This is a genomic window from Pseudomonas floridensis (genome assembly GCF_002087235.1).
In the GTDB taxonomy this organism is placed as follows: Bacteria; Pseudomonadota; Gammaproteobacteria; order Pseudomonadales; family Pseudomonadaceae; genus Aquipseudomonas; species Aquipseudomonas floridensis.
Map to the genome: position 1 here is coordinate 1 of NZ_MUIO01000068.1, position 22,939 is coordinate 22,939.

16 protein-coding genes are annotated in these 22,939 nt (G+C 60.9%); 15 read left to right on the forward strand and 1 reads right to left on the reverse strand.

Annotation, left to right across the window (positions count from 1 at the left end):
- The 8 genes from glnE to BZK31_RS16905 all read left to right on the forward strand — a co-directional run.
- On the forward strand, positions 1-1,261 hold a 1,261-nt coding region (glnE, locus tag BZK31_RS16870; RefSeq protein ID WP_083184095.1), incomplete at its 5' end, for a bifunctional [glutamate--ammonia ligase]-adenylyl-L-tyrosine phosphorylase/[glutamate--ammonia-ligase] adenylyltransferase.
- Positions 1,262-1,390: 129 nt separating this feature from the next.
- Positions 1,391-2,425, forward strand: a complete 1,035-nt coding sequence (gene waaF / locus BZK31_RS16875) for a lipopolysaccharide heptosyltransferase II (protein ID WP_083184096.1) — start codon at positions 1,391-1,393, stop codon at positions 2,423-2,425.
- A gap of 2 nt (positions 2,426-2,427) precedes the next feature.
- On the forward strand, positions 2,428-3,492 hold the full coding sequence (gene waaC, locus BZK31_RS16880; protein ID WP_083184097.1) for a lipopolysaccharide heptosyltransferase I: 1,065 nt from the start codon (positions 2,428-2,430) through the stop codon (positions 3,490-3,492).
- Complete coding sequence (locus tag BZK31_RS16885; protein WP_083184098.1) at positions 3,492-4,613, forward strand: glycosyltransferase family 4 protein; 1,122 nt, start codon at positions 3,492-3,494, stop codon at positions 4,611-4,613. Before waaC ends, BZK31_RS16885 begins: the two co-directional genes overlap by 1 nt.
- Positions 4,613-5,419 carry a lipopolysaccharide core heptose(I) kinase RfaP gene (gene rfaP, locus BZK31_RS16890; protein WP_083184099.1) on the forward strand — a complete coding sequence of 269 codons (807 nt, stop codon included), beginning with the start codon at positions 4,613-4,615 and terminating at the stop codon, positions 5,417-5,419. Before BZK31_RS16885 ends, rfaP begins: the two co-directional genes overlap by 1 nt.
- Positions 5,419-6,153, forward strand: a complete 735-nt coding sequence (locus BZK31_RS16895; protein WP_083184100.1) for a lipopolysaccharide kinase InaA family protein — start codon at positions 5,419-5,421, stop codon at positions 6,151-6,153. Before rfaP ends, BZK31_RS16895 begins: the two co-directional genes overlap by 1 nt.
- On the forward strand, positions 6,150-6,929 hold the full coding sequence (locus BZK31_RS16900) for a lipopolysaccharide kinase InaA family protein (protein WP_083184101.1): 780 nt from the start codon (positions 6,150-6,152) through the stop codon (positions 6,927-6,929). Before BZK31_RS16895 ends, BZK31_RS16900 begins: the two co-directional genes overlap by 4 nt.
- Positions 6,929-8,374, forward strand: coding sequence for a lipopolysaccharide kinase InaA family protein (locus tag BZK31_RS16905; RefSeq protein ID WP_083184102.1), 1,446 nt, complete (start codon positions 6,929-6,931; stop codon positions 8,372-8,374). Before BZK31_RS16900 ends, BZK31_RS16905 begins: the two co-directional genes overlap by 1 nt.
- 30 nt (positions 8,375-8,404) lie before the next feature.
- Here BZK31_RS16905 and BZK31_RS16910 read toward each other — a convergent pair whose 3' ends face one another.
- Positions 8,405-14,509 carry a membrane-targeted effector domain-containing toxin gene (locus BZK31_RS16910; protein WP_083184103.1) on the reverse strand — a complete coding sequence of 2,035 codons (6,105 nt, stop codon included), beginning with the start codon at positions 14,507-14,509 and terminating at the stop codon, positions 8,405-8,407.
- Between the two features lie 304 nt (positions 14,510-14,813).
- Here BZK31_RS16910 and BZK31_RS16915 point away from each other — a divergent pair, with 304 nt between their 5' ends.
- From BZK31_RS16915 to BZK31_RS16945, 7 genes are read left to right on the forward strand one after another with little or no spacing between them, the layout of a single operon-like run.
- A complete protein-coding gene (locus BZK31_RS16915; protein ID WP_083184104.1) occupies positions 14,814-16,571 on the forward strand; it encodes a carbamoyltransferase family protein in 1,758 nt (585 codons plus the stop codon).
- A complete protein-coding gene (locus BZK31_RS16920; protein WP_083184105.1) occupies positions 16,555-17,685 on the forward strand; it encodes a glycosyltransferase in 1,131 nt (376 codons plus the stop codon). Before BZK31_RS16915 ends, BZK31_RS16920 begins: the two co-directional genes overlap by 17 nt.
- Positions 17,685-18,581 carry an antimicrobial resistance protein Mig-14 gene (locus BZK31_RS16925; protein WP_083184106.1) on the forward strand — a complete coding sequence of 299 codons (897 nt, stop codon included), beginning with the start codon at positions 17,685-17,687 and terminating at the stop codon, positions 18,579-18,581. Before BZK31_RS16920 ends, BZK31_RS16925 begins: the two co-directional genes overlap by 1 nt.
- Positions 18,578-19,987 carry a PIG-L deacetylase family protein gene (locus tag BZK31_RS16930; RefSeq protein WP_083184107.1) on the forward strand — a complete coding sequence of 470 codons (1,410 nt, stop codon included), beginning with the start codon at positions 18,578-18,580 and terminating at the stop codon, positions 19,985-19,987. The genes BZK31_RS16925 and BZK31_RS16930 overlap by 4 nt, the downstream gene beginning before the upstream one ends.
- Positions 19,988-20,017: 30 nt before the next feature.
- Positions 20,018-20,974: a glycosyltransferase family protein gene (locus tag BZK31_RS16935; RefSeq protein ID WP_083184108.1), complete on the forward strand. Its 957-nt coding sequence runs from the start codon at positions 20,018-20,020 to the stop codon at positions 20,972-20,974.
- 31 nt (positions 20,975-21,005) lie between these two features.
- Entirely contained in the window at positions 21,006-21,779 is a 774-nt protein-coding gene (locus BZK31_RS16940; RefSeq protein ID WP_083184109.1) for a glycosyltransferase family 2 protein, read from the forward strand.
- The gene (locus BZK31_RS16945; RefSeq protein ID WP_083184110.1) at positions 21,769-22,938 is read left to right on the forward strand and encodes a hypothetical protein; all 1,170 of its coding nucleotides are present in this window, start codon (positions 21,769-21,771) and stop codon (positions 22,936-22,938) included. The genes BZK31_RS16940 and BZK31_RS16945 overlap by 11 nt, the downstream gene beginning before the upstream one ends.
- The last annotated feature ends 1 nt before the right edge of the window (position 22,939 follow it).

Consider the following 22,939-nt stretch of genomic DNA (forward strand, 5'->3'; position numbering starts at 1 on the left):
GGCTTATCTGGTGCTCCCCCAGGAAAACCCCGGCGCGCTGGCCCGCTTTTTGACACTGTGCGCGGCAAGTCCGGGGATTGCCGAGCAGATGGCCCGCTTCCCGCTTCGGCTTGATGAATGGCTCAACGAAGGGCGCCTGTTCAACCCGCCTCTGGCTCCGGAACTGGCGGCCGAGCTGCGCGAGCGGCTGATCCGTATACCCGAGGACGACCTCGAGCAGCAGATGGAGGCCTTGCGGCATTTCAAGCTGGCTCACAGCCTGCGCGTGGCAGCCTCCGAAATCACCGGCAGTCTGCCGCTGATGAAGGTCAGCGATTACCTGACCTGGCTGGCCGAGGCTATTCTCGAACAGGTGCTGGCACTGGCCTGGCGTTACAGCGTGGCGCGGCACGGTACGCCGACTCGTGCGGACGGCACGCTGTGCGATCCGGGTTTCGTGATCGTCGGCTACGGCAAAGTGGGCGGCATCGAGCTGGGTCACGGCTCGGACCTGGACCTGGTGTTCATTCATGACGGCGATCTGCAGGCTGAAACCGATGGTGCCAAACCTATCGACAGCGCGCAGTTTTTTACCCGGCTGGGGCAGCGGATTATCCATCTGCTGACTACCCAGACCAACTCCGGGCAGTTGTATGAAGTCGATATGCGCTTGCGTCCGTCCGGCGCGTCAGGCTTGTTGGTCAGCTCGCTCGGAGCGTTTTCGCGTTATCAGGACAAGGAGGCCTGGACCTGGGAGCACCAGGCGTTGGTCCGCGCCCGGGTGCTGACCGGCAGCGCTGATGTGGGTCATGAGTTCGAAAAGGTACGGGCCGAGGTGCTGGGCCGCGAGCGTGATCTGGACAAGCTGCGCGCCGAAGTCAGCGACATGCGCGCCAAGATGCGCGACAACCTCGGCACTCGTCTGACCGCGGCGGGCAGGGCGGCCAATGCCTTCGAGTCCTCCATGCCGTTCGACCTCAAGCAGGACGCCGGTGGTATCGTCGATATCGAATTTATGGTGCAATACGCGGCCTTGGCGTGGTCCAGAGAGCATCCGGGGCTGCTGCGCTACACCGATAACATTCGTATTCTCGAAGGGCTGGAAGAAGCCGGGTTGTTGTCCGACGCCGATGCCAGCCTGTTGCGCGAGGCCTACAAGGCGTACCGCTCGGCGGCTCACCGCCAGGCCTTGCAGAAACAAGCGGGCGTGGTCAGCGGCGATCAGTTTCATTCCGAACGGCGTGAAGTGATGCGGATCTGGGCGCAGATGGGGTTGAGCTGAGTCGGCGGCGACCCTGTCTGTTTCAGGTAACACTATATAAAGCTATGACAGGGAGGCGACAGGTTGTGTGGGCATGTCACGCAGTCTGATCGGCCTCCCTGATCGTTTCCGGTCGTTTTTGGATAAAACATGAATATTCTGATCGTTGGGCCTAGCTGGGTCGGTGACATGGTGATGGCGCAAACGCTGTTCCAGTGCCTGAAACAGCGTCATCCCAAGTGCCAGATCGATGTACTGGCGCCCGAATGGAGTCGTCCGCTGCTGGAGCGCATGCCTGAAGTGCGCGCCGCGCTCAGCTTCCCGCTCGGCCACGGTGCCCTCGAGCTGGCGACCCGCCGCCGTATCGGCAAGTCGCTGGCTGGCCAGTACGATCAGGCGATTCTGCTGCCCAACTCGCTCAAGTCCGCGCTGGTGCCGTTCTTCGCCGGCATCAAGAAACGCACCGGCTGGCGTGGCGAATTCCGCTATGGCCTGCTCAACGATGTGCGCACGCTGGATAAAGAACGCTATCCGCTGATGATCGAGCGCTTCATGGCGCTGGCCTACGACAAGGGCGCAGAGTTGCCGCGGCCTTATCCCAAGCCAAGCCTGCAGATCGACGCCGCAACCCGTGATGCGGCACTGGCCAAGTTTGGCCTGACCCTGGACCGCCCGGTGCTGGCGCTGTGTCCGGGTGCCGAGTTCGGCGAGTCCAAGCGCTGGCCGGCCGAGCATTACGCTCAGGTCGCCGACGCCCGAATCCGCGAAGGCTGGCAGGTCTGGCTGTTCGGCTCGCAGAAGGATCACCCGGTCGGCGAGACGATTCGCGAAAACCTGATTCCGGGCCTGCGCGAAGAGTCGGTGAACCTCAGTGGGCAGACTTCACTGGCCGAAGCCATCGACCTGCTGTCCTGTGCCGATTCGGTGGTGTCCAACGATTCCGGCCTGATGCACGTCGCGGCTGCGCTGAACCGCCCGCTGGTTGCTGTGTATGGCTCGACATCGCCGGGCTTTACGCCGCCTTTGGCCGACGAAGTGGAGATTGTCCGGTTGGGCATCGAGTGCAGCCCGTGCTTTGACCGCACTTGCCGTTTCGGTCATTACAACTGCATGCGTCTGCTCGAGCCGGGCGCGGTGATCCAGGCGCTGGGCCGTCTGGACAGCACCCCGGTAGAGGTTCTCTGATTTTGCGGGTACTGCTGATCAAGACCTCTTCACTGGGCGACGTGATCCACGCCTTGCCCGCGCTGACCGATGCCGCCCGGGCGTTGCCCGGCATCCGCTTCGACTGGGTGGTCGAGGAAGGTTTCGCAGAGATTCCCGCTTGGCACCCGGCGGTCGACAAGGTGATCCCGGTGGCGATTCGCCGCTGGCGCAAGAACCTCTGGCAGACATTCAGAAACGGCGAGTGGCGCGGGTTCAAGGCGCGTCTGCGCGAGCAGCGTTATGACCTGGTGATCGACGCTCAAGGACTGTTCAAGAGCGCCTGGCTGACCCGTTATGTGGACGCCCCCGTTGCCGGTCTGGGCCGTGACTCGGCGCGCGAACCGGTTGCCAGCCGTTTCTATGACAAGAATTATCCTGTGCCGCGCGGGCAGCATGCGGTCGAGCGTTTGCGCCAGTTATTTGCACAGGCGCTGGGCTACCCGGTGCCCTCCGGGATCGGCGAGTACGGGCTGAATAAACTGACGGTTGCCGATGAAACGTCTCAGGCACCTTTTGTCCTGTTCCTGCACGGCACCACGTGGGACACCAAACACTGGCCCGAACTGTACTGGCGACAGTTGGCCGAATTGATGGCGGCTCGCGGTCTGCAAGTGCGCTTGCCGTGGGGCAATCCCGCGGAAAAGGCCCGCGCCGAGCGGATTGCCGACGGATTGGAGGCCGCGCAAGTGTTGCCCCGTCTGAATCTGGCGGGCGTGGCGCGGGTATTGGCCCAGGCTCAGGCCTGTGTGGCAGTGGACACTGGCATCGGTCATCTGGCCGCAGCGCTGGATGTGCCGACCGTGTCGCTGTTCGGGCCGACCAATCCGGTTTTGACCGGGGCATACGGCAAATCGCAGGTGCACCTGGCCAGCGATTACCCGAGCTGTGCGCCGTGCCTGCAAAAGAAATGCACCTACCAGCCGACCGCTGACGATCAGCGCCGGTTTGACCTTAAACGCGAGTGGCCGCTGTGCTTCACTCGCCTGAATCCCGAGCGAGTAGCGAGCCAACTGGGCGCGCTGTTGCTGGCAAAGGAACCTGGCTGATGCAACTGGCTTTCGTGCTGTACAAATACTTTCCGTTTGGCGGACTGCAACGTGACTTCATGCGCATCGCGCTGGAGTGTCAGCGTCGCGGTCACCAGATTCGCGTCTACACCCTGATCTGGGAAGGCGACGTGCCGCCCGGTTTCGAAGTGCTGGTCGCGCCGGTCAAGGCGTTCTTCAACCATCGGCGCAACGAAAAGCTCAGCGCCTGGATGGAAGCGGATCTGGCCAGGCGCCCGGTGGATCGCGTGATCGGCTTCAACAAGATGCCGGGCCTGGACGTGTATTACGCCGCCGACGGCTGCTTTGAAGACAAAGCGCAGAATCTGCGCAGCCCGCTGTATCGCAAATGGGGCCGTTATCGCCATTTCGCGGACTACGAGCGAGCCGTGTTTGCCAAGGACGCCAAGACCCAGGTCCTGATGATTTCCGAGGTGCAGCAGCCGCTGTTCATCAAGCACTACGACACCCCGTTGTCACGGTTTCACCTGCTGCCGCCGGGCATTTCCCCGGACCGCCGTGCGCCACCCGACGCACCGCAGATTCGTTCAGGTTTCCGACAGGAATTCGGCTTGAGCGACAACGACCTGTTATTGGTGCAGATCGGCTCCGGTTTCAAGACGAAAGGCGTGGATCGCAGCCTCAAGGCGCTGGCCGCGCTGCCAGCCGAGCTGAAGAAGCGCACGCAGCTGTTTGTAATCGGCCAGGACGACCCCAAAGTATTCCAGCTGCAAAGCGCGGCATTGGGGCTGGGCGATCAAGTGACCTTTATGAAAGGCCGCAGCGATATCCCGCGTTTCCTGATGGGCGCCGACGTTCTGATTCATCCGGCCTACAACGAAAATACCGGCACCGTGCTGCTTGAAGCGCTGGTGGCGGGTTTGCCCGTTCTGGTCAGCGCGGTGTGTGGCTATGCCCATTACATTGCCGAAGCCGATTGCGGCCGGGTGCTGGATGAACCGTTCGAGCAGGCGCAGCTCAATCGTTATCTGGCAGACATGCTCAAGGACGATGCAGCGCGCAGCAACTGGAGCCGAAACGGCCTGGCGTTCGCTGACACGGCGGACCTGTACAGCATGCCGCAACACGCGGCGGATGTGATTCTGGCGGAGCGCTATTGATGAAGCTGTTCCTTGCTGAGCCGTTCAAGCGCCTGTGGGCCGGGCGCGATGCGTTCGACGAAGTCGAGGCGCTGAGCGGTGAGGTGTATCGCGAACTCGAAGGTCGTCGGACCCTGCGCACCGAAGTCGACGGGCGCGGCTATTTCGTGAAGATCCACCGCGGTATCGGCTGGGGCGAGATCGCCAAGAATCTGGTGACCGCCAAGTTGCCGGTGCTGGGCGCAGGCAAGGAGTGGGACGCCATCGAGCGGCTGCATGAAGTTGGGGTGCCGACCATGACCGCCGTTGCCTACGGCGAGCGCGGCAGCAATCCGGCCGCGCAGCATTCGTTCATCGTGACCGAAGAGCTGGCGCCGACCACCAGTCTGGAAGACGTCAGCCTCAACTGGCGCAACGAGCCACCCGAGCCGCGGCTCAAGCGGGCTTACATCGCCGAGGTCGCCCGACTGGTCGGCATGATGCACCGCGCCGGGGTCAATCATCGCGACTGCTACATCTGCCATTTTCTGCTGCACACCGACAAGCCGGTCACCGCCGACGATTTCAAACTGTCGGTGATCGACCTGCACCGCGCCCAGACACGCCGGGCAATCACGCCGCGCTGGCGTAACAAGGACCTGGCGGCGCTGTATTTCTCGGCGCTGGACATCGGCCTGACCCGGCGCGACAAACTGCGCTTTCTCAAGGGCTACTTTCAGAAGCCGTTGCGCGAAATACTGGCCAGGGAAGCGAAGCTGCTGGGCTGGCTGGATAAAAAGGCGGACAAGTTGTATCAGCGCAAATTGCGATACGGGGATGCGCTCTGATGGCAGGATGGAACCTGGAGCCGGACTACGCGTTTCTGGCTGAAGACTTCGGCAATCTGGATGCGGTGTTCGCCTTGCAGGGCGAGCGTCTGACCCGTGATCCGCTGTCCGAAGTGGTACGTGTCGAGCGTGCCGGGGTCAATTATTACGTCAAACGCTATGTGGGTGCTGGTAAAGGCTTGCGCCGCTATCTGGGTCGGCCCAGGGTCAAGTCCGAGTGGCAGAACCTCAAGCGTTTCGCCAAGTGGGGCATTCCCACCGCCGAAGTCGTGGCCTGGGGCCTGGAGCGCAATGGCGCGGCCTACGACCGTGGCGCGCTGATCACGCGAGAGCTGCCGAACACCGAAGACCTGTCGGCACTGGCTCAGCGCAAGGATCGGCTGTTGAGCGATCGGGCCTGGGTGGATGGCATCAGCCGGCAGTTGGCGTCCTACACGCGCATCATGCATGACAACCACTTCACTCATAACGATCTGAAGTGGCGCAACCTGCTGGTGGACGATCAGGCCCGGCTGTTCTTCATCGATTGCCCCAACGGTGCGTTCTGGTGGAGCTTCATGCTGCGCTACCGGATCACCAAGGACCTGGCGTGCCTGGACAAGGTCGCCAAATACCATCTGTCCGCAACCCAGCGGCTGCGCTTTTACCTGCAATACCGTCAGCGGGCGCGCTTGAATGCCTCCGACAAGAAGCGTATCCGTCATGTCGTCAGCTTTTTCGAGGGGCGCGAATGAGCGTTTTTATTGCCAGTGCCGATCAGCCCTTGCTGGAGCGCCACGGTCTGACCGATTTCGAGTCGCTGTGGAACGTGCAGCTCGAGGCAGTCGATGAGCCCAACACCGGCCGCGGCGGCTGGAGCAGCGTTTTTCGACTGGACCTTGACGGCCAGGGTTTTTACCTCAAGCGCCAGAGCAATTACCTGACCCATACGTTGCATCACCCCTTCGGCGAGCCGTCGTTCTCCCGCGAATTTCGCAACATTAGCCGTTATCAGAAGCTGGGCATTCCTGCGTTGCAGGCGGCGTTTTATGGCGAGAGCAAAGTCGATGGCGAGCGTCGGGCTATTCTGATGACGCGGGCGCTGGATGGCTGGACCGATCTGGACGAACTGCTGCAGGGCTGGGCTGACATGAGCGGCGCTGCGCGTAGCGCGGTTTTGCAGGCCTGTGGCCGACTGGCGCGCACGCTGCACGGTGCCGGGCAGATTCATGGCTGTTTCTACCCCAAGCATATTTTTCTGCGAGCCGACGAAGCAGGCTATCAGGCGCAACTGATCGACCTGGAAAAAACCCGACCGGTGATCTTTGGTAAACGTGATCGGGTCAAGGATCTGGAGCCGCTGTTGCGTCGCGCGCGGATGTGGACAGACGCCGAGCGGCGCGAACTGCTGGCCGCCTATCTGCAAGCCGCCCCCGACAGTCAGCCGGTCGATGCCTGGAGTGTGCGTCTGGGGCAACGGGGCCAGCACAAGCGTGACCTTCAACACCGTGACCATAAAGAGACCCGCTGATGCGTTTGTCTGACCTCAAGAACGCCGGGCGCACCCCCGAGCTGCCAATGAGCCTCACGCTGGCCGATGCCGCAGGTGCTGCCGAATTGCAATTGCTGACACTGCTGCGCGTTCTGCCCGGTCAGCGCTATGTGGGCGCGGGCGTCTGGCGGGGCCGGACGGTGTTGGCCAAACTGCTGGTCGGCAACAAGGCTGCCCGGCACTTTCAACGAGAATTGACGGGCGTCCGGCTATTGGCCGAGCAGGGCGTGACCACGCCTTTGCTGCTGGCCGACGGCTTGCAGGATGGCGAAGGTGGCTGGCTGCTGTTCGAGTTTCTCGAAAAGGCCCCGAGTCTGGGTGATGCCTGGGCTGCCGTTCAGGATGACGAGCCGCTGACCGATGATCAGCAGACGGTACTCGGCGAAGCATTATCGGCCATTGCCCTGCTGCACGCCAAAGGGCTGTGGCAGGAAGACCTGCATCTGGACAACCTGCTGCGCCATGACGGGCGGCTGTACATGATCGACGGCGCGGGCATACGTGCCGAACAGGCCGGGCAGCCATTGTCCCGGCAGAAAGTGCTGGAAAATCTGGGTGTGTTCTTCGCCCAGTTACCCCGTTCCTTCGAGCCGTTCACTGAAGAGCTGCTGGTGCATTACTTGTTGAGCAACGCCGAGCATGGCCTGCCGATGGAAGCGCTGCAGAAGCAGATCGACAAGGTACGCAGTTGGCGTATGAAGGATTTTCTCGACAAGACCGGGCGCGATTGCAGCCTGTTCAGCGTCAAGGACAACGCCTCGGTGTTTCAGGCAATTCGTCGTGAAGAAGAGGCCGCGATGTTGCCGGTGCTGGATCAAGCCGACGCTTTGCTGGATCGCGGGCATCTGTACAAGACCGGTGGCGCGGCCAGTGTCGGGCGGGTCGAGGTGAATGGCCGCCCATTGGTCATCAAGCGCTACAACATCAAGAATTTCAGCCACTGGCTCAAGCGCTTCTGGCGTCCGAGTCGCGCCTGGCATTCATGGCGTGAGGCCAATCGTCTGGCGTTTCTGGAGATCGCCACGCCCAAGCCGCTGGCGGTGCGTGAGGAACGGGTGCTGGGCATGCGCAGCAAGGCGTATCTGGTGACCGGGTTTTTGGCCGGGCCGGACATCATCGAGCACTTTGCGCCCTATGTCGAAACCGGTGACGCGCCCGAAGCCGAACTCGCAGCCCTCGACCGGCTGTTTGCGCAGTTGATCCGCGAGCGCATCAGTCATGGCGATTTCAAAGGACACAATGTGTTCTGGCATGAGGATCGCTGGGCGTTGATCGATCTGGATGCCATGCAGCAGCACGGTTCGCAGGCTTCCTTTGCGACGGCCTTTGCCCGCGACCGCGCGCGTTTCATGCGCAATTGGCCGCCGCACAGCGCGCTGCACCAGTTGCTGGACCAGCGCTTGCCGACACTGACAGAAGCCTGAGCCGACTCACCGCCGACTCAGGCTGTTATGTCAGCCGACTCGCGTCAGGTTCAGCTCCTCCAGTGCTTCCACCAGATCATCCATGTTGTCGAAGGCGACCTCATGCACGGAAGACCAGGTCGTGCGCTCCACGTACAGCTTGCCCTCGGCGTTTATGAGCACCGGCGTTCGATGAATCTGTCTGTCGCGGGAGCGATGGACGATGGTCTGCAGGTTGCCCTCGCTCTGTTCGACCATAAACAGTCCGGGTCTGGCGAGTTGCTGTTCGATGGGCAGCGGTTGCGGCGGCCGAATGGCTTTTGGCGAGATAGCCACTTCCATTTCCACTCGATAATCACCCTTGAGCAGGATTTGCTTGCTGTTCATCCCCATGAGCACGGGCTCTCCCGGGTCCGGCATTACGCCTCTGGACAGCCCGGGGGCAACGTCCACAATCCGCAATCCGATACCGCCTTGCAGTTCCGCCAGGCCCGGCACGACGTCCCGAAATGTATTGGAGTGGCTGTTGCCAACCAGAGCAATCCATTTGTGCGAGCCCATCACGTCCTGGTGTTTGCTTATCGTGCGCGAAGCGAAGTAATTCATCATCTCCTGCCGCATGGTCGACGTTTCCCGTTCTATCCCTTTTAGGTGATAGCTGACCGCGCAGTCGATGGCACGCACTTCCAGACCTTCTTCGCGCGCCTTGATCACCAGCCGTTCGAAGGTGTAGACCTTGTCAGGATCGGTGCGGTGACCGCGATCCAGCCTTTTCAGGTCATGGAGCAGGGTCTTGCTCATTTGGCCGGTTTCGAAGAAACGGTCGAGGTCCGCCTGATGAATGTCGGTCAGCAGGTGCTCCATGTACAGCGTCTTGACGTTCTGCCGCGACAGCAACTGCAAATTGTCGATGATCAGTTTTTTGCTGGAAATCGAGAAGTGCGACTCACCGATCACCACGCCATCGGTGTGCGAATACAGGGTTTCGAGCAGTTCGGCACCGCTGATCTCCGGCGCAACGGCAGGCAATACCGGTCGCTGTGGCAATGAAGCGCTGCGCACGGCCAGCGCGTCGGTCTGGAGTCTTTGCCGGAGTGTGGCGAACTCTTGTCTGATCCTGTTCAGTGCGTCGTCCCCGAGCAGGTAACGGGTATCGAGTCCTTTGTGTTCGAAATTTGCCAGTTGATGCACGCTGCTTCGAGTCTGCGGTGGCATGTCATAGGTGGCATCGGCCAAAGATTGCTGAATGGCGTTCATGGGGCCGTTGGCGCTCCAGTCTTCCGGCTCCACACGCAACCACTTATCGACATCGTCCCGGACAAATCCGTAATCGCCGGCCCAGCGTTCGCCGTCTGCAATGACCGAGGCATGACCCAGTTCGCCGATCAGTGCGTCGTCCATCAGCGTACTGGCAGGCAATTCAAGCTCCGGCACGATCAGTGACGGGTTGGAAAGTGAAATCGTGAAATCGGCGCGTGCTGCGGATTCGCCCGCAGACAGGCCGCCAGTCCCTTTCATGACCTTGGTTGGGCGTCCGGCCGGAATATCCCTGACGTGCACGCTGATCGCGCCCTCCAGTTCGGCGATGCCGGGCAACTCGTCATGTCTGGTCGCCAGCTTCTGGTCCAACAGCGCGATCCAGCGCTTCTCTGGCGCAGCCGCCACATCGCCGCTGATCAACGTATGGCCGAAGAAGTTGCTCATTTTCAGGGTGCCTGACGGATCGTTCGCAGCAGGCGCTACCGGGTAAGCATTGAATGGATAGCTGATCGACGAGCTGAACGGTCGCACTTCGATACCGTAACGATGGGCGGCCTTGATCAGGTGGTAATAGTCGTAATCGACGCAGGCATTGTTCAGGGCGCCGTCGTTGACGTCGGACAGGTAGTGCTTCAGTTCATGGGAGCCCGAGCGGCTTCGCTTGCCCAGCTGTCGGTACCGGGCGAGTTTTTGCAGATGCTTGTCGGTCAGCAGATGCTCGATGTAGAGCACTTCGACCCGTTGTTCGGCCAATAGAGGCATGTTGAGGATCAGCAGACGTTTGCTGGCTACCGATTTGGGGGCCTCGCTCAATACCAGGCCGTTGCTGCGGCTAAAGATCTGTTCGATCAGCGTATCGACGGCGGCTGGCGATGACAGCGCAGGCAGTTGCGGTCTTGGTGGCAGTGGGGCCGTTACGAAAAACGCATTGGCGTCCTTATAGAGTTTCTCTCGCAGGTCTACGAAGGTGCGCCGCATTTCGGTCAGATAGACCTCGAAATACGCTTCCATGCCCATCCCGGTCGGATCGAACGATTCGTTGCTCAGGATGACGTCCATGCGGGGACGCAGGTTGGCGGGCAATTCATAGTCGCTGATCGTAGCGGCCTCAGTCCCAGCGTTATCCTCCGGCAACAGTTCATAACGTGAGCGATCACCCAGTCCGCCGCCTTGCAAACGTGGGCGCTCGATCAGTTGCCACTGGCCCTGCTCGTTCAAACCGACCGGTTTTTTGCCGAAGAAGGCAAAAGGATTGGCCGGGTCGATGATCTGCCAGCAGCGTAACTGTGCGTCGTACTGGACTTGCCAGGTCTTGCCCGACAGTTCAATGCAATGTCTGCCGTCAACCAGGCAGACGCCTTTCGCATGACCATTCTCGACGCGGGGGATATCACTCAGCGAGCGGTTCAGCGCCCATTGCTCGGGCACGTTCAGGGAAGTGCCTGACACTGGATCGGTGGACTGCGCCAATGGCCGCCAGGTACCGCCGGTCCGTTGGCTGGCGAACTGCCCCGTGGTGCTCACCGCCTGTGAGTCAGGGCTCACTGCACGGAAAACCGGCGCATGGCCGTTGGCGTTCGGTTTACCGAGCAGGAAGGTCTCGTCATCCAGCCGTGCCGGGAAAAGGTCCGAGTAGCGTGGCAATGACGACCTGCTTGGGGCTGGACTCAGCGCCGAGGTGAGCACCGTGCGCTGCCGGGTCTGGCGGAGCGTACTGCCGAACCCCTTCAAACCGGAATGCAGATCGCCTGCCGCACCCAGCCCGTTGAGCAGTGATGACAGCACATAGGCGCCAGCGCTTTCAGTGTCGCCCTTGGTCAGGCTTTGCACGGCGCGCACGGTGTCATACAGCGACAATACGGCCCCGACCGCGAAGCTGACGGGCGGGAAAGGCAGGGTCACTACGGTGGCAATGATTTCGACGCTGGTCCAGATCAACCCGGACAACATGTCGTTACGGCCGGTGGTAGTTTCTTCCACATCGAGCAGTCTGCGTTCGAGGGGCTGGTTGAAGCAGGTGTCGGCAAAATCTTCGATGAACGCCTTCGGGATGAACGGCGGCTTGCTGGCGTTGCCTTGCTGCATGTCGCGCAGGAAAAACGACAGTATGCGGCGGGCTTTGCTACGGCAACGGTCCTTGTAGTAATCGATCATGCCCGCAGTATCCAGCGAGCGCACGAAGTCGCTGAACAGGCGGAACTCGACGCCGTCCGGTGCCTGCGGCGTGTAAAGCAGCGCCGATTGGCGAATCTGTGTAGGCAGCACCACGATGCAGCCCTGCACGGTTTCCACATGTGTCAGTTGCGTGCTGGGGATGACCAGATCATCGATACCTGCCAGGCGGGAGGCGATGAAGGGTTTGTCCACGTGCACCTGTAGCGGATACAGCGGGTACGTCTCGCGGGTCGATGGATCGTTCAGGTGCGCGTTGTCGATCGAGTTTTTCAGCCAGGCGTAATGTTGCGCGTCGATATGCCCTTTGAGCAGGCTGCGCAGTGCGGCGGCGCTCATTTGCAGGCGCGTGATCAGTACGCTGGCCTGACGTCGCCAGGCATAACCCTCGCCCTCGACATTGAGCAGGGTGCGTCTTATATGTGCAATGTAATCATCCGCCACCCATTTACCGCGCACCGAACCTGCGACACCCATCGGCGTCAGCGCACTCAGGTGCACACCTGGCGGGCCGCTGAATGTTGCCTGGAGGTCCGCGGTGGGGCGTGTCAGGTCGATGCCGTTGTCGTAACCATTCTGCAGCATGTCGGTGTAGCTGATGGTTTCGCGCGCGCTGGTGATCACGATGTGGTCGGGATCGACAGTCCCGGGCGGTACACCCAGCAGTCTGGCGATCTGCTCGCTGGCGCGCTGATGCACGTACTCCCTGAAAGGTTGCACGCGGGTGTCGGACCGGGCTTCGTAATTGCGCAACGCCCCGGCAATCCCGTCCTCAAGAGCCAGCAGTTCCTGGCGTTGCGCCGCAGTGGCGCGCAGATACCAGCCCGGAGTGTGTTGTGCCTGTTCGGAAAGCGCCACGCGGACCTGTTCGTTGATAAAGCCGCGCAAGCCGCTATCGAAGTCGGCGAGGTCGTTGAGTTGCACGAAGTCGGCAGGCGGATAGGGTTTGAGTCTGAGCACCTCGAGTTGACGTTGCAACGCCGGGCGCGTGGATACTTCCAGTTGTTCGAGCAGGTACGTACATTGCGCGTCCGACGCGGACCAGCCGATCAATTCCTGGCGCAGCTGCTTTTCATTATCGAACGCTTTCAGGCTCTGGCCGGTTGGCGTATCCATTGCCAGCAAAACCAGGCGATCCAGTTGTCCCGACGCGGTCTCCTTGCGAAACACCAGCAGCTTGCCCGGCAGGTGACGGTCGAACCTGATCTGCTGAACGCGGACTCGCGCGTCGGACGTATTCGGGTCTGTTGCGCCCAGTTTTTCAATGATATCGAAATCGCTGACCTGGATGTGGCCCTGCATTTTGGCGGCCCAGGCCAATGCCGTTATCTGGGCGCGCACCAGAACCTGCATCAGTTGCCGGTTATGAGGCTGCTGGTAGGCTGTCCGTTGATAGTCACCGAACACTGCACGCAGATTAAGCTCATCGATCAGTCGTCCCAGGTAGGTCGGCGTCAGCGACGCATGATCGGCCTGCAGTGGCGCGCCGTCGAAATGCAGGGTGGTGCGCTCGAAGAAGGCAGAGCCGTCGTCCAGGTCGCCGGGGTGCAGGCCGTAAAGTGCCGACTCCACGAGTGAGCGCGTCACGGTGTAGGTTTCACCGCTGGAAGGCAGGGTGCGTCGGGTTTGCACCGTCAGCGCGTGAGGGTTCAGCACGAAACCCAGGTCATTGGCCATGCGGTGGCGCAGGTGCGCCTCGGCGAACTGCTCCGGTGAAGCGGCCGCTCCCAGCGCGCTGATCACCGCTGAGCGGGCCAGCTCACAGGCTTGCAGGCGTTCGGTGTAAGTGCGCAGATCGTCGTGACCTGCGAACTTGATCCAGTCGGGCAGGCTCTTGCGGTAGCGGCGTTCGACGACGGCCAGTTCGCGCAACTGAAGCATCGCCATCGGGCCGAGCAGGCCGCGCATTTCGATAGCTTGCTGAATCAGCGTCAGGCGCAACTGCCGGTCGTTGCCAACCGGTCGCGTGCAGGCGTGACGAATATCGTCGCGTTGTTTGTGAAGTTGCCGGGAGATAGCGTAAGCGAGCGGCGCGCCGCTGAGCGCTACAAGCTGCAGGTCATCGGCCGAGAACGGTTCCAGATACAGGTCGGGGTCGGCAATGATGGTGGAGAAGCGGTCCTGATCCTGCTGCGCAACGTTGTTCAGTAGCGTGTCTCGCAGGGTCGGGTCGTTGAGCCATTCGGCGAGACTGGCGCGCAGTTCGCTGTGAGACCTGAACCCTGTGATGCCCAGTCCGGGCAGGATCAGCAGCGTGCGTTGCTGATCCTGCGACAGGATCAGTGCGCCTGCGACTTCGGCCCGTTCGTTCTCCGCAAGCTGCACATGCAGAGAAAACGGCGTCAGCGCGGGTGCCGACTGATCGGGCGAGGCAGGTAGCCAGTCGGCGTAGCCGGTGTCCAGATCGCGCTCATGGATTTTCACGCACAGTTCATCGTGCAGATCCTGTCGTAGATCGGCGGCGATGCGTTCGCTCAGGCTTTGGTTGCTGTCGTCGAGGGCATTCCAGTAGGCATCGATACGTTGCAACAGCGAGGCTATCTGCGGTTCACGCTGCTCGGTGTCCAGGCTTTGAAGGGCCTCGAGCCCGTCTTTGGAAGCGGCGGGCAATGCCGCGAGTCGGGTGGTCATGCGCTGGGCCGATTCGCCCAGTCGTTTAAGGGCCGCCGAAGCGGTGGGCCAGGTATCGGTCGGTGTCGGGTTGACGGGAGTAATTGTCTGCATCTGATTTCGCTTTCATTCGAGCGCTGGGCGCTTGCGATTGGTGGGTACCGCCAGGGCGGCGGCGATGGAGGCCAGTCAATCAAACTCGCGATTCAGAGCAGCGGTAGATAGTTATCGAATGCCAGCGTGGCGAATTTTCCTACGCAGATATGCAGCGCATGTCCGCGACATTTCAGCCCCCGAGCCAAATCCATGGTCATTACGCTATAATCCCGCCCTTTAGCTGTCCCCAGCCCGCTGTGCGGGGGCACACATTTTCCCGGGCGCGCTGCGCCTGAACGCAGACTAAAGAGGCTAGACCCTAGTGGCATTGACGATCCTTGGCCTGTCCGGCGCCCTTAGCCATGATCCTTCCGCGGCGCTCTATATCGACGGCAAGCTGATCGCAGCGGCCGAAGAAGAGCGCTTCGTTCGCGACAAGCACGCAAAGAACCGCATGCCCTACGAGTCGGCGAAGTTCTGTCTGGAACAGGCAGGCATCAAGCCTTCCGACGTTGACGTGGTCGCCATTCCGTTCGCACCGATCAGCCTGTTCGGCAAGGCGCGCTGGCATTACGCCAAGCGTTACTGGTACGCCCCCGATCGCGCACTCGATGCGCTGCTGATGGGCAATCGCCGTTACAAACGCTACCGCAACAAGATTGTCTGGTGCCTTGAGCAACTGGGCTTCGATCCGAAAAAGATCAAGATCGAGCCGGTCGAGCATCACCTGGCCCACGCGTCCAGCGCCTACCACTGCTCCGGTTTCACCGAGAAAACCGCGATCATGGGCATTGACGGCAAGGGTGAGTACGCCACGACCTTCTTCGGCTATGGCGAAAACGGCAAGATCCACAAGATCAAGGAATTCTTCGACCCGGATTCGCTGGGCGGCCTGTACGGCGCGATCACCGAATTCCTCGGTTTCGAAATGCTTGACGGCGAGTTCAAGGTCATGGGCATGGCGCCGTATGGCGACGCCAGCAAATATGACTTCTCGCGCCTGGCGACTTTCGAGAACGGTGAATTGATCATCAACACCGAACTGGCCAACGTCATTGGCCTGCGTCGCTATAAAGAGAACGGCAAGGGGTTCTACTTCTCGCCAAAACTGATCGAATGGCTCGGCCCCAAGCGTGTCGGCGACGTTGCGGACGAGCCGTACATCCACTACGCGGCCAGCATGCAGGCGCTGTTCGAAAAGCTCGCGCTGCAGATGATGGACCACTACCTGGGTGACATCCTCAAGGAAACCGGCAAGATCGCCTTCGCTGGCGGCTGCGCGCTGAACGTCAAACTGAACCAGCGGATCATCGCGCGTCCCGAGGTCAAGGAACTGTTCGTTCAGCCTGCTTCGGGCGATGCCGGCACTGCGGTCGGTGCTGCTGCCTATGTGTCTCACGCTCGCGGCGTGCCGGTCGAGAAGATGGAACACGTCTACCTCGGCCCTGCGTACAGCAACGAAGACGTGATCGCCGCGTGCGCCCGTCATCCGAGCAAGCCGGTGTGGCGTCAGATCGAGAATACCCCTGAGCGGATCGCCGAGATCATGGTCAAGGGTAACCCGGTGGCCTGGTTCCAGGGCCGCATGGAATTCGGTCCGCGTGCGCTTGGCGGACGCTCGATCATCGGTTGCCCGAGCGTGACCGGCGTGGCAGACCGCATCAACCATCAGATCAAGTTCCGCGAGCGCTGGAGGCCTTTCTGCCCGTCGATGCTCGACACCGTTGCGCCGCAGATGATCAAGATCGATCACCCGGCACCCTTCATGACCTTCACCTTCGAAGTGGCTGAAGAGTGGAAAACCCGCGTGCCGGAAGTCGTCCATGAAGACGGCACCTCACGTGCCCAGGTTCTCAAGCGTGAATACAACCCGCGCTACTACGACATGATGAAGGCGCTGGAAAACCTGACCGGCAACGGTGTATCGCTGAACACCTCGCTCAATCGCCGTGGCGAACCGATGATCTGCTCGCCGACCGATGCCTTGAACATGTTCTTCGGCTCCGACCTCGAGTACCTGATCATGGAAGACATCCTGGTGGTCAAAGAGGGTGTGGAGACCTATGACACGCTCGGCTGAACGTCACGTGCTGCAGTTCTGTCACGGCTATGACGGGCCGTTTCTGGACTGCGCACGACAATACGCCAGTCTGTTTGCGGGCAAGGGCTATCGCGTGACCACGGTGTTCCTGACCGGAGCGGCCGACCCTGATGTGGTGGCCGACTGCGGTTCGGATGAAGTGCTGTTCATGGAATACAGTTCGAAGGCCATTCGTGGCCTTAAGCTGGGTGCCATCCGTGAACTGCGCAAGATCGTCGCGTCGCGCCATTTCACCTTCTGCATCGCGCATCGCTTCAAGCCGGTTTATATCGCCCTGTTGGCAACCCGTTTGCCGGTGATCGGCGTGCATCATGCGTTTGGCGACTACCAACGCCGCAGCCGCAAGCTGTTCGCCAATCTTTTGCGCAAACGCCTGAGTCTGCTGGGCGTCTCGGACGCGGTGCGCGACGACATGCGCAAAAGCCTGTCCGCATGGCCTGCCGAGCGTATCGAGACCTTGTACAACCGTATCGACATCGAGCAGTTGCAAGGCAGTCAGTTTTCCGCCGAAGACGCCCGCGCCGAGCTGGGGTTGTCGGCTTCGGCCTGGATCGTCGGCAACGTCGGTCGGCTGCACCCCGACAAGGATCAGGCCACTCTGCTGCGCGGTTTTGCCCTGGCGTTGCCGAGTCTGCCCGAGAACAGCCAGTTGGTGATTCTCGGCAAAGGTCGCCTCGAGGAACGCCTCAAGGAGCTGGCGCGCGAACTGGGCATCGGCGCTAACGTGCTGTTCATGGGGCAGGTCGCCGACGCACGCCGTTACTTCAAGGCATTCGACGTGTTCGCCTTGAGTTCGGATCACGAACCGTTCGGCATGGTGCTGCTGGAGGCGATGGTCGCGGGTGTGCCTGTCGTCGCGACCTCGTGTGGCGGTGCACGTGAAGTGGTCGAAGATGTTGGCCTTATGTTTCCGCTGGGCGACGAGCAGCGTCTGGCTCAGGGCTTGATGCACTTGGCCGGTCTCAACGCCGATCAGCGTCAGGACTGCGCCGAACGAATGCTCCTGCGCCTGCGCGAGCGTTTTTCCGATCATGCGGTCCGTAATGTTTTCTGGCGCTTGCCGCAAGTCACCCGCCTGGTTGCGGAGTCCTGATGCTCAACCGATTCCAAGGCTGGCGTGAGCGTGGCTGGACCCAGATCGATGCAACCGCCTACGCGCAGGCGTGGCAGCGATTTGGCGGTAGCGTGGCCACTCATCCTCAGGTGGTCGAGCGCCTGTCGCGTTTTGCCGGTATTGCCGTGCGTTATGTGGGCTGGGAGCAGGACGGCGAGCTCAAAGCGGCGATTGCAACCTGGGGTCGCTCGCTGGCGTTGTCCAAGGACGAGCTCAAGCGTCATGGCAAGAAAGGTCTGTTCGATCTGGGCAACGCTGAACTGATCCTGCCGATTGCCGAAGGCACTCAGGTGCCGGTGCGGCATCGCGGACGTTACGTCTCTTCGTTGAACGAAGGGCGTGTCAGCACCTTCAAGCCGCAGGCCGAATCCCTGGCGATGGCACGCACGCCTGAAGAGCTGTCCAAGAAATTCCGTTACAACCAGCGCCGCGAGCTGCGTTTGCTGGAAGAGGCGGGCGGCAAGGTCCGGCCGGTCAGCGACTTTAGCAGCGCCGAACTGGCGAGCATGTACTGCCAGTTATTCCAGCGTCGCTGGGGCTTCGAGGCAACGGGCGCTGCGCACAAGGCCGAGGTGATCGAGTTGTTGCGCGATCTGCTGATCGGTTCAGTGGTGTTCCTCAACGATGCGCCGATCGCGATCCAGTTGGTGTACCGCGTCGAGGCACCTGAGTGGGTCAGCGTCGAGTACGTCAATGGCGGCGTCGATCCTGAAACCCGTGATTTCAGCCCCGGCAGCGTGTTGAGCTTCGTCAATACCCAAAGCGCCTGGGAAGACGCTCGTGCGCTGGGCAAATCGCTGCGTTTCTCGTTCGGCCGCGCCGACCGTGAATACAAGGATCGCTGGTGCAACCCAGTGCCGGTGTTCCAGATTTGAGCCGCAAGCAGCAGTTGCTCAAGCGCCATCGTCGCAACAAGCGTCTGGTGCTGGTGGGTGGCGTGTTGCTGTTGATCGCCCTTGGCGTGTTGGTGGCATGGTGGCTGATGCCGGTGCTTGCGATCGCGGCATGGATCGCTCACGAAGCCTGGTTCGCGGATCATCTGTTCTATTCGCCCGCCGAGGACTACCAGTACAACTTCGCTGCCGAACATGAAGTGGCCAGCGTGCGCCTGGAAGACGGACGCTTGACCCTTGCTGAGCCTCTGCTGTTGACGGGAGGCGAGACGCTGGTGCTGGCGGTGAGTCTCAAAAGCCGCTGGCTGGGACGGTTTCTGGACCCGGTCGTTGAACTGCAAGGTTCGGAAAGCGCTGATCGGCAGGCGTTCGAGCGCGGCGTTTGCGGTGTGCGCTACCTGAATCTGACCGGACTCGGTGAGTCGGTGGCCGCAGGCACGTTGAGCGTGCGCGGGCGTTTCTGCCGAGTGATCGGGCCGCCACGCCTGTGGGTGTTCCGTCAGCCCGATGCGCGTCAGCAGCGGGTCATGATCATCGCGCCGCATGCCGATGATGCCGAGCTGGCGGCGTTCGGTCTCTATAGCCAGGCAAAAGAGGCCTGGATTGTCACCCTGACGGCAGGCGAAATCGAAGCCGATCATTATCGGCAGATGGGCCTGGACACGGCCGAGGCTGCTCGCATGAAGGGCCGGTTGCGCGCCTGGGACAGTGTCGCCGTGGCGCGTTGGGGCGGTGTGCCGGAATCACAGTGTGTGCAGTTGGGCTATTTCTGCCTGCAACTGCCCGCCATGCAGGCCGCGCCGGACACGCCGGTAGGCTCGCGCGAAGCGGATCTGATCGATACCCGGCTGTTTCGCCAGTTCAATGCCATGCCATTGCCGGGCGATGATGGGCAGCCGACCTGGAACAATCTGCTGGAAGATCTGCGTGCGCTGATTCTCAAGGCCAGACCGCAGGTGGTGGTAATGCCGCACCCGGCCATTGATCCGCACCCCGACCACATCTGTGCGCAGGCCGCTGTGCGTGAGGCGCTCGCCGGGCTGGAGTGGCAGCCGGAGGTCATCCTCGGTTACGCCAATCACCTGCATGACAATGATCGCTGGCCGATGGGCGATGCCTACACCGGTATCAGCCTGCCACCGGTGTTCGACGGTCAATTGAATCTGGAGCCGTACAGTCTCGAGTTGCCGGTTCCGACCCAGCGAGACAAAGCCATGGCGCTCGGCATGATGCACGACCTGCAGCCACCGATGCCGTTCAAGCGGCGCGTGCGTCGCGGCTTGCAGCGATTGCTGGCTGGTCGCCGCTGGCCGGCGGAAGGCGAAAACGAATTTTTCCGAAAGGCTGTGCGACGACACGAGTTGTTCTGGCGCAGCCGTGATTTCTGATTTAGCAGGCGCAGTACTGCAAGGAAAACAATGAAAGTCCTACTTCTGGTTCAGAAAGAGCAGCGTGCCATTCTGGATCGTCTTTATGACGGGATCGCCGCGAACTGCGAGTGCGACGTGCGCTGGCTGGATTCCAGTGATCAGCGCAACCTGCGCAGCTACTTTCGCCGCGAGATTGATGTGGCCCGTTATGACCGGATCGTCTTCTTTCTGCGCTTCAAGCAGGAAGTGCGTCAGGTAGGCTTCATTCGCACCATCCCGAATCTGGTCATCCTCGAACACGATGCCTACCAGAACTACATTCCCTGCAAGTACACCGGCAAGTTCAGCGCGCACTACCGCAAACTGCCGTGGGTACGGGTGCTGTGCTCGGGTTTCATGGTCAGCGAACGGCTGCGTGCAGAGGGCTTCGACGCAGTCTTCGTGCCCAAGGGCTACGACCAGACCCTGCTGCAGGCGCAGCACCGCGAGCGCGATATCGAACTGGCCTTCGTCGGCAGCACCAACAGTGTGGCCTATAGCGGCCGCAAGGCGTTGCTCGACGAACTGGGGCAGCAGGAAAACCTGCTGGTCACCCGCACCAAGTCCGGCGAGGAATACTGCGAGACCCTGAACCGCATCCGTTTTTTCGTCAGTGCCGACGTTGGCATGGGCGAATACATGATCAAGAATTTCGAGGCCATGGCCTGCGGTTGTGTGCTGCTTGCTTACGATCAGGGCGCCGAAGAGAATCGCGCCCTGGGTTTCGTGGACATGCACAACATCGTTCTGTACCGCGACATCCCTCAGCTTCGCGAAAAGCTGGCGCAGTTGCGTGAAAACCCGGCGCTGGCCGACGAGATCTCTCGCAACGGGCAAGTGCTTGTCGAAGAGCGTTATACGTTTCACGCTTTGGGCAAATCCATTGTCGAACACATGCGTGCGCCGCTGCGGCCGATGCCGGCAGCGAGCTGGGTCGACCGCCTGCGGTCGCGCTGGACGTGGTAATGCCTTTTGAACCTTCAATGATTGAGAACACATGATGGTATTCAGCGAAAATAGCGACATCACGCTGGTGGTGACCAGTTGCGGACGTTTTGACCTGTTGAAACGCACTCTGGAAACCTTCGATCGTTTCAACACGGCTGCCATCCGCCATGTGCTGATTACCGAAGACTCCGGGGATGCTCAGGTCGAGGCGTGCATTCCCGAACATTGGCGCGCCCATACCCGCTTTCTCATCAACAACCCCAAGCTGGGTCAGATGCGCTCGGTGGATGCGGCGTACGCCTTGATCGAGACGTCCTGGGTGTTCCACTGTGAAGATGACTGGGATTTCTACCGCCCGCACTTCATAGAAGAGTCGATGATCCTGCTGGAGAATGACCCTCAGGCGCTACAGGTCTGGTTGCGCAGTTTCAGCCACGACCTGCAGATCCACAGCCCGTATGTGTACCTGAACGAGCGTGAAGTGGTTCAGGGTATTCCCTTCTACAAGCTGGGTTCGCACAAACCGGAGTGGCAGGGCTTTTCCTTCAATCCCGGGCTGCGCCGTCTGGCCGACTATAAACAGCACGCGCCTTACGCCGGTCACGGTGGGGAGAAGAAACTTTCACAATTGTTTGCTTCGGAAAACCGATACGCTCTGATTCTGGAAAACGATGCCGTGCTGCATACCGGCTTCGGTGAGCATGTGGTGGTGCCGCAAGAGCGGCTCGACAAGCAGCGTCGCAAGCGCCGCGATCGCGTCAAATTGATCGTCGCGGTAATCATTGGACTGGTAACAGGTTGGTTGCTCAATAATGTCAGTTGACCGATCCGGTACGCCTGCCAGCAAGGTAGAGATTTATTTTGGTGCTGCACTTGTCGTGTTTCTGCTGAGTTTCATTCTGTGGGGCTCTGCCAAGGCGACCAATAATCTGTTCTACGCCCTGACCGCGTTGCCGGGGCTGTTTTTTCTCATCAAATACCGTGGCGCCAGCGTGTTCACGCAGCCGCTGGGTGTGGCGTGGGCCGTGTTCATGGTGTGGTTCCTGGTGCCTGCTTTCTACGGGCAGGACTTCCAGTTCTACAAACATGTGGCGTACGTCAGTCTGTTCGTGTTCGTCGTTGCCGGACTGACGGACAACCGGTTATTCCACTCGGGTGCGTTCATACGCAGCTTTTTCTGGGCGGTTGCCCTGTATATCCTGCTGGCCAGTATTTACAGCTGGATGACCGGGCTTTTCGCATTCGGCAAACGTGTCGAGATTCTGCCCGCGCGGATGGAGAACGTGATCTATGCCAGTGCCTGGATGGTTTGCTGTCTGGCGTTGGCATTGCCGGTCTGGCTGCGGGAAAAGCGCTGGATCGAAGCGGCTACCGCGATCTTTCTGACCCTGCTCGTCGCAGCCTTCATCGTCCAGACTCGTACGGCGTTGGTGGGTGCGGCGTTCCTGCTCGTGGCGGGCACGTTGTATTCGCTGTATCGCTTCCCCAGACACACCCTTGCGGCTTTGCTGGCGGCAGCGGTGATAGTTGCCGCGGCGTTCTGGGTCGTCAAGGACGAGGAGTGGATCAGGCTGCTGATGGTGCGCGGTGATTCCTATCGCATCGAACTGTTCGAAATCATGACCGGCGAGTGGCAGCACTGCGGCTGGATGTTGGGTTGTGGTGTGGACTTCTACACCACCAAGACCCTGACTGGCGGCATGCCGATTCAGCACCCGCACAATATTTATGTCTCGATGGGCCTGTACACAGGTGCAGTGTCATTGGTGCTGTTTCTGATCGTGATGGCGCTGACACTCTGGCAGGCCCTGCGTCTGCGTGATGCATGGGGACTGTATCTGGCGTGCGCGCTGGTGATGCTCAACTTCGACGGCGCCAAACTGGTCGGCAACCCTGACGAGTTGTGGGTGCTGGTGCTGCTGCCTGCGGCGGTGGTGCTGGGGCGGGTCGTTCAGGAACATCGGCTCGGGCGATCGATCTGAC

What these genes read in the sequence shown, in the direction of transcription:
- rfaP (WP_083184099.1), top strand. Translation starts at nt 4,613, where the DNA reads ATGAAGCTGTTCCTTGCTGAGCCGTTCAAGCGCCTGTGGGCCGGGCGC.
- BZK31_RS16900 (WP_083184101.1), top strand. Translation starts at nt 6,150, where the DNA reads ATGAGCGTTTTTATTGCCAGTGCCGATCAGCCCTTGCTGGAGCGCCAC.
- BZK31_RS16940 (WP_083184109.1), top strand. Translation starts at nt 21,006, where the DNA reads ATGATGGTATTCAGCGAAAATAGCGACATCACGCTGGTGGTGACCAGT.
- BZK31_RS16945 (WP_083184110.1), top strand. Translation starts at nt 21,769, where the DNA reads ATGTCAGTTGACCGATCCGGTACGCCTGCCAGCAAGGTAGAGATTTAT.
- waaF (WP_083184096.1), top strand. Translation starts at nt 1,391, where the DNA reads ATGAATATTCTGATCGTTGGGCCTAGCTGGGTCGGTGACATGGTGATG.
- BZK31_RS16895 (WP_083184100.1), top strand. Translation starts at nt 5,419, where the DNA reads ATGGCAGGATGGAACCTGGAGCCGGACTACGCGTTTCTGGCTGAAGAC.
- BZK31_RS16905 (WP_083184102.1), top strand. Translation starts at nt 6,929, where the DNA reads ATGCGTTTGTCTGACCTCAAGAACGCCGGGCGCACCCCCGAGCTGCCA.
- BZK31_RS16925 (WP_083184106.1), top strand. Translation starts at nt 17,685, where the DNA reads ATGCTCAACCGATTCCAAGGCTGGCGTGAGCGTGGCTGGACCCAGATC.
- BZK31_RS16920 (WP_083184105.1), top strand. Translation starts at nt 16,555, where the DNA reads ATGACACGCTCGGCTGAACGTCACGTGCTGCAGTTCTGTCACGGCTAT.
- BZK31_RS16885 (WP_083184098.1), top strand. Translation starts at nt 3,492, where the DNA reads ATGCAACTGGCTTTCGTGCTGTACAAATACTTTCCGTTTGGCGGACTG.
- BZK31_RS16910 (WP_083184103.1), bottom strand. Translation starts at nt 14,509, where the DNA reads ATGCAGACAATTACTCCCGTCAACCCGACACCGACCGATACCTGGCCC.
- BZK31_RS16935 (WP_083184108.1), top strand. Translation starts at nt 20,018, where the DNA reads ATGAAAGTCCTACTTCTGGTTCAGAAAGAGCAGCGTGCCATTCTGGAT.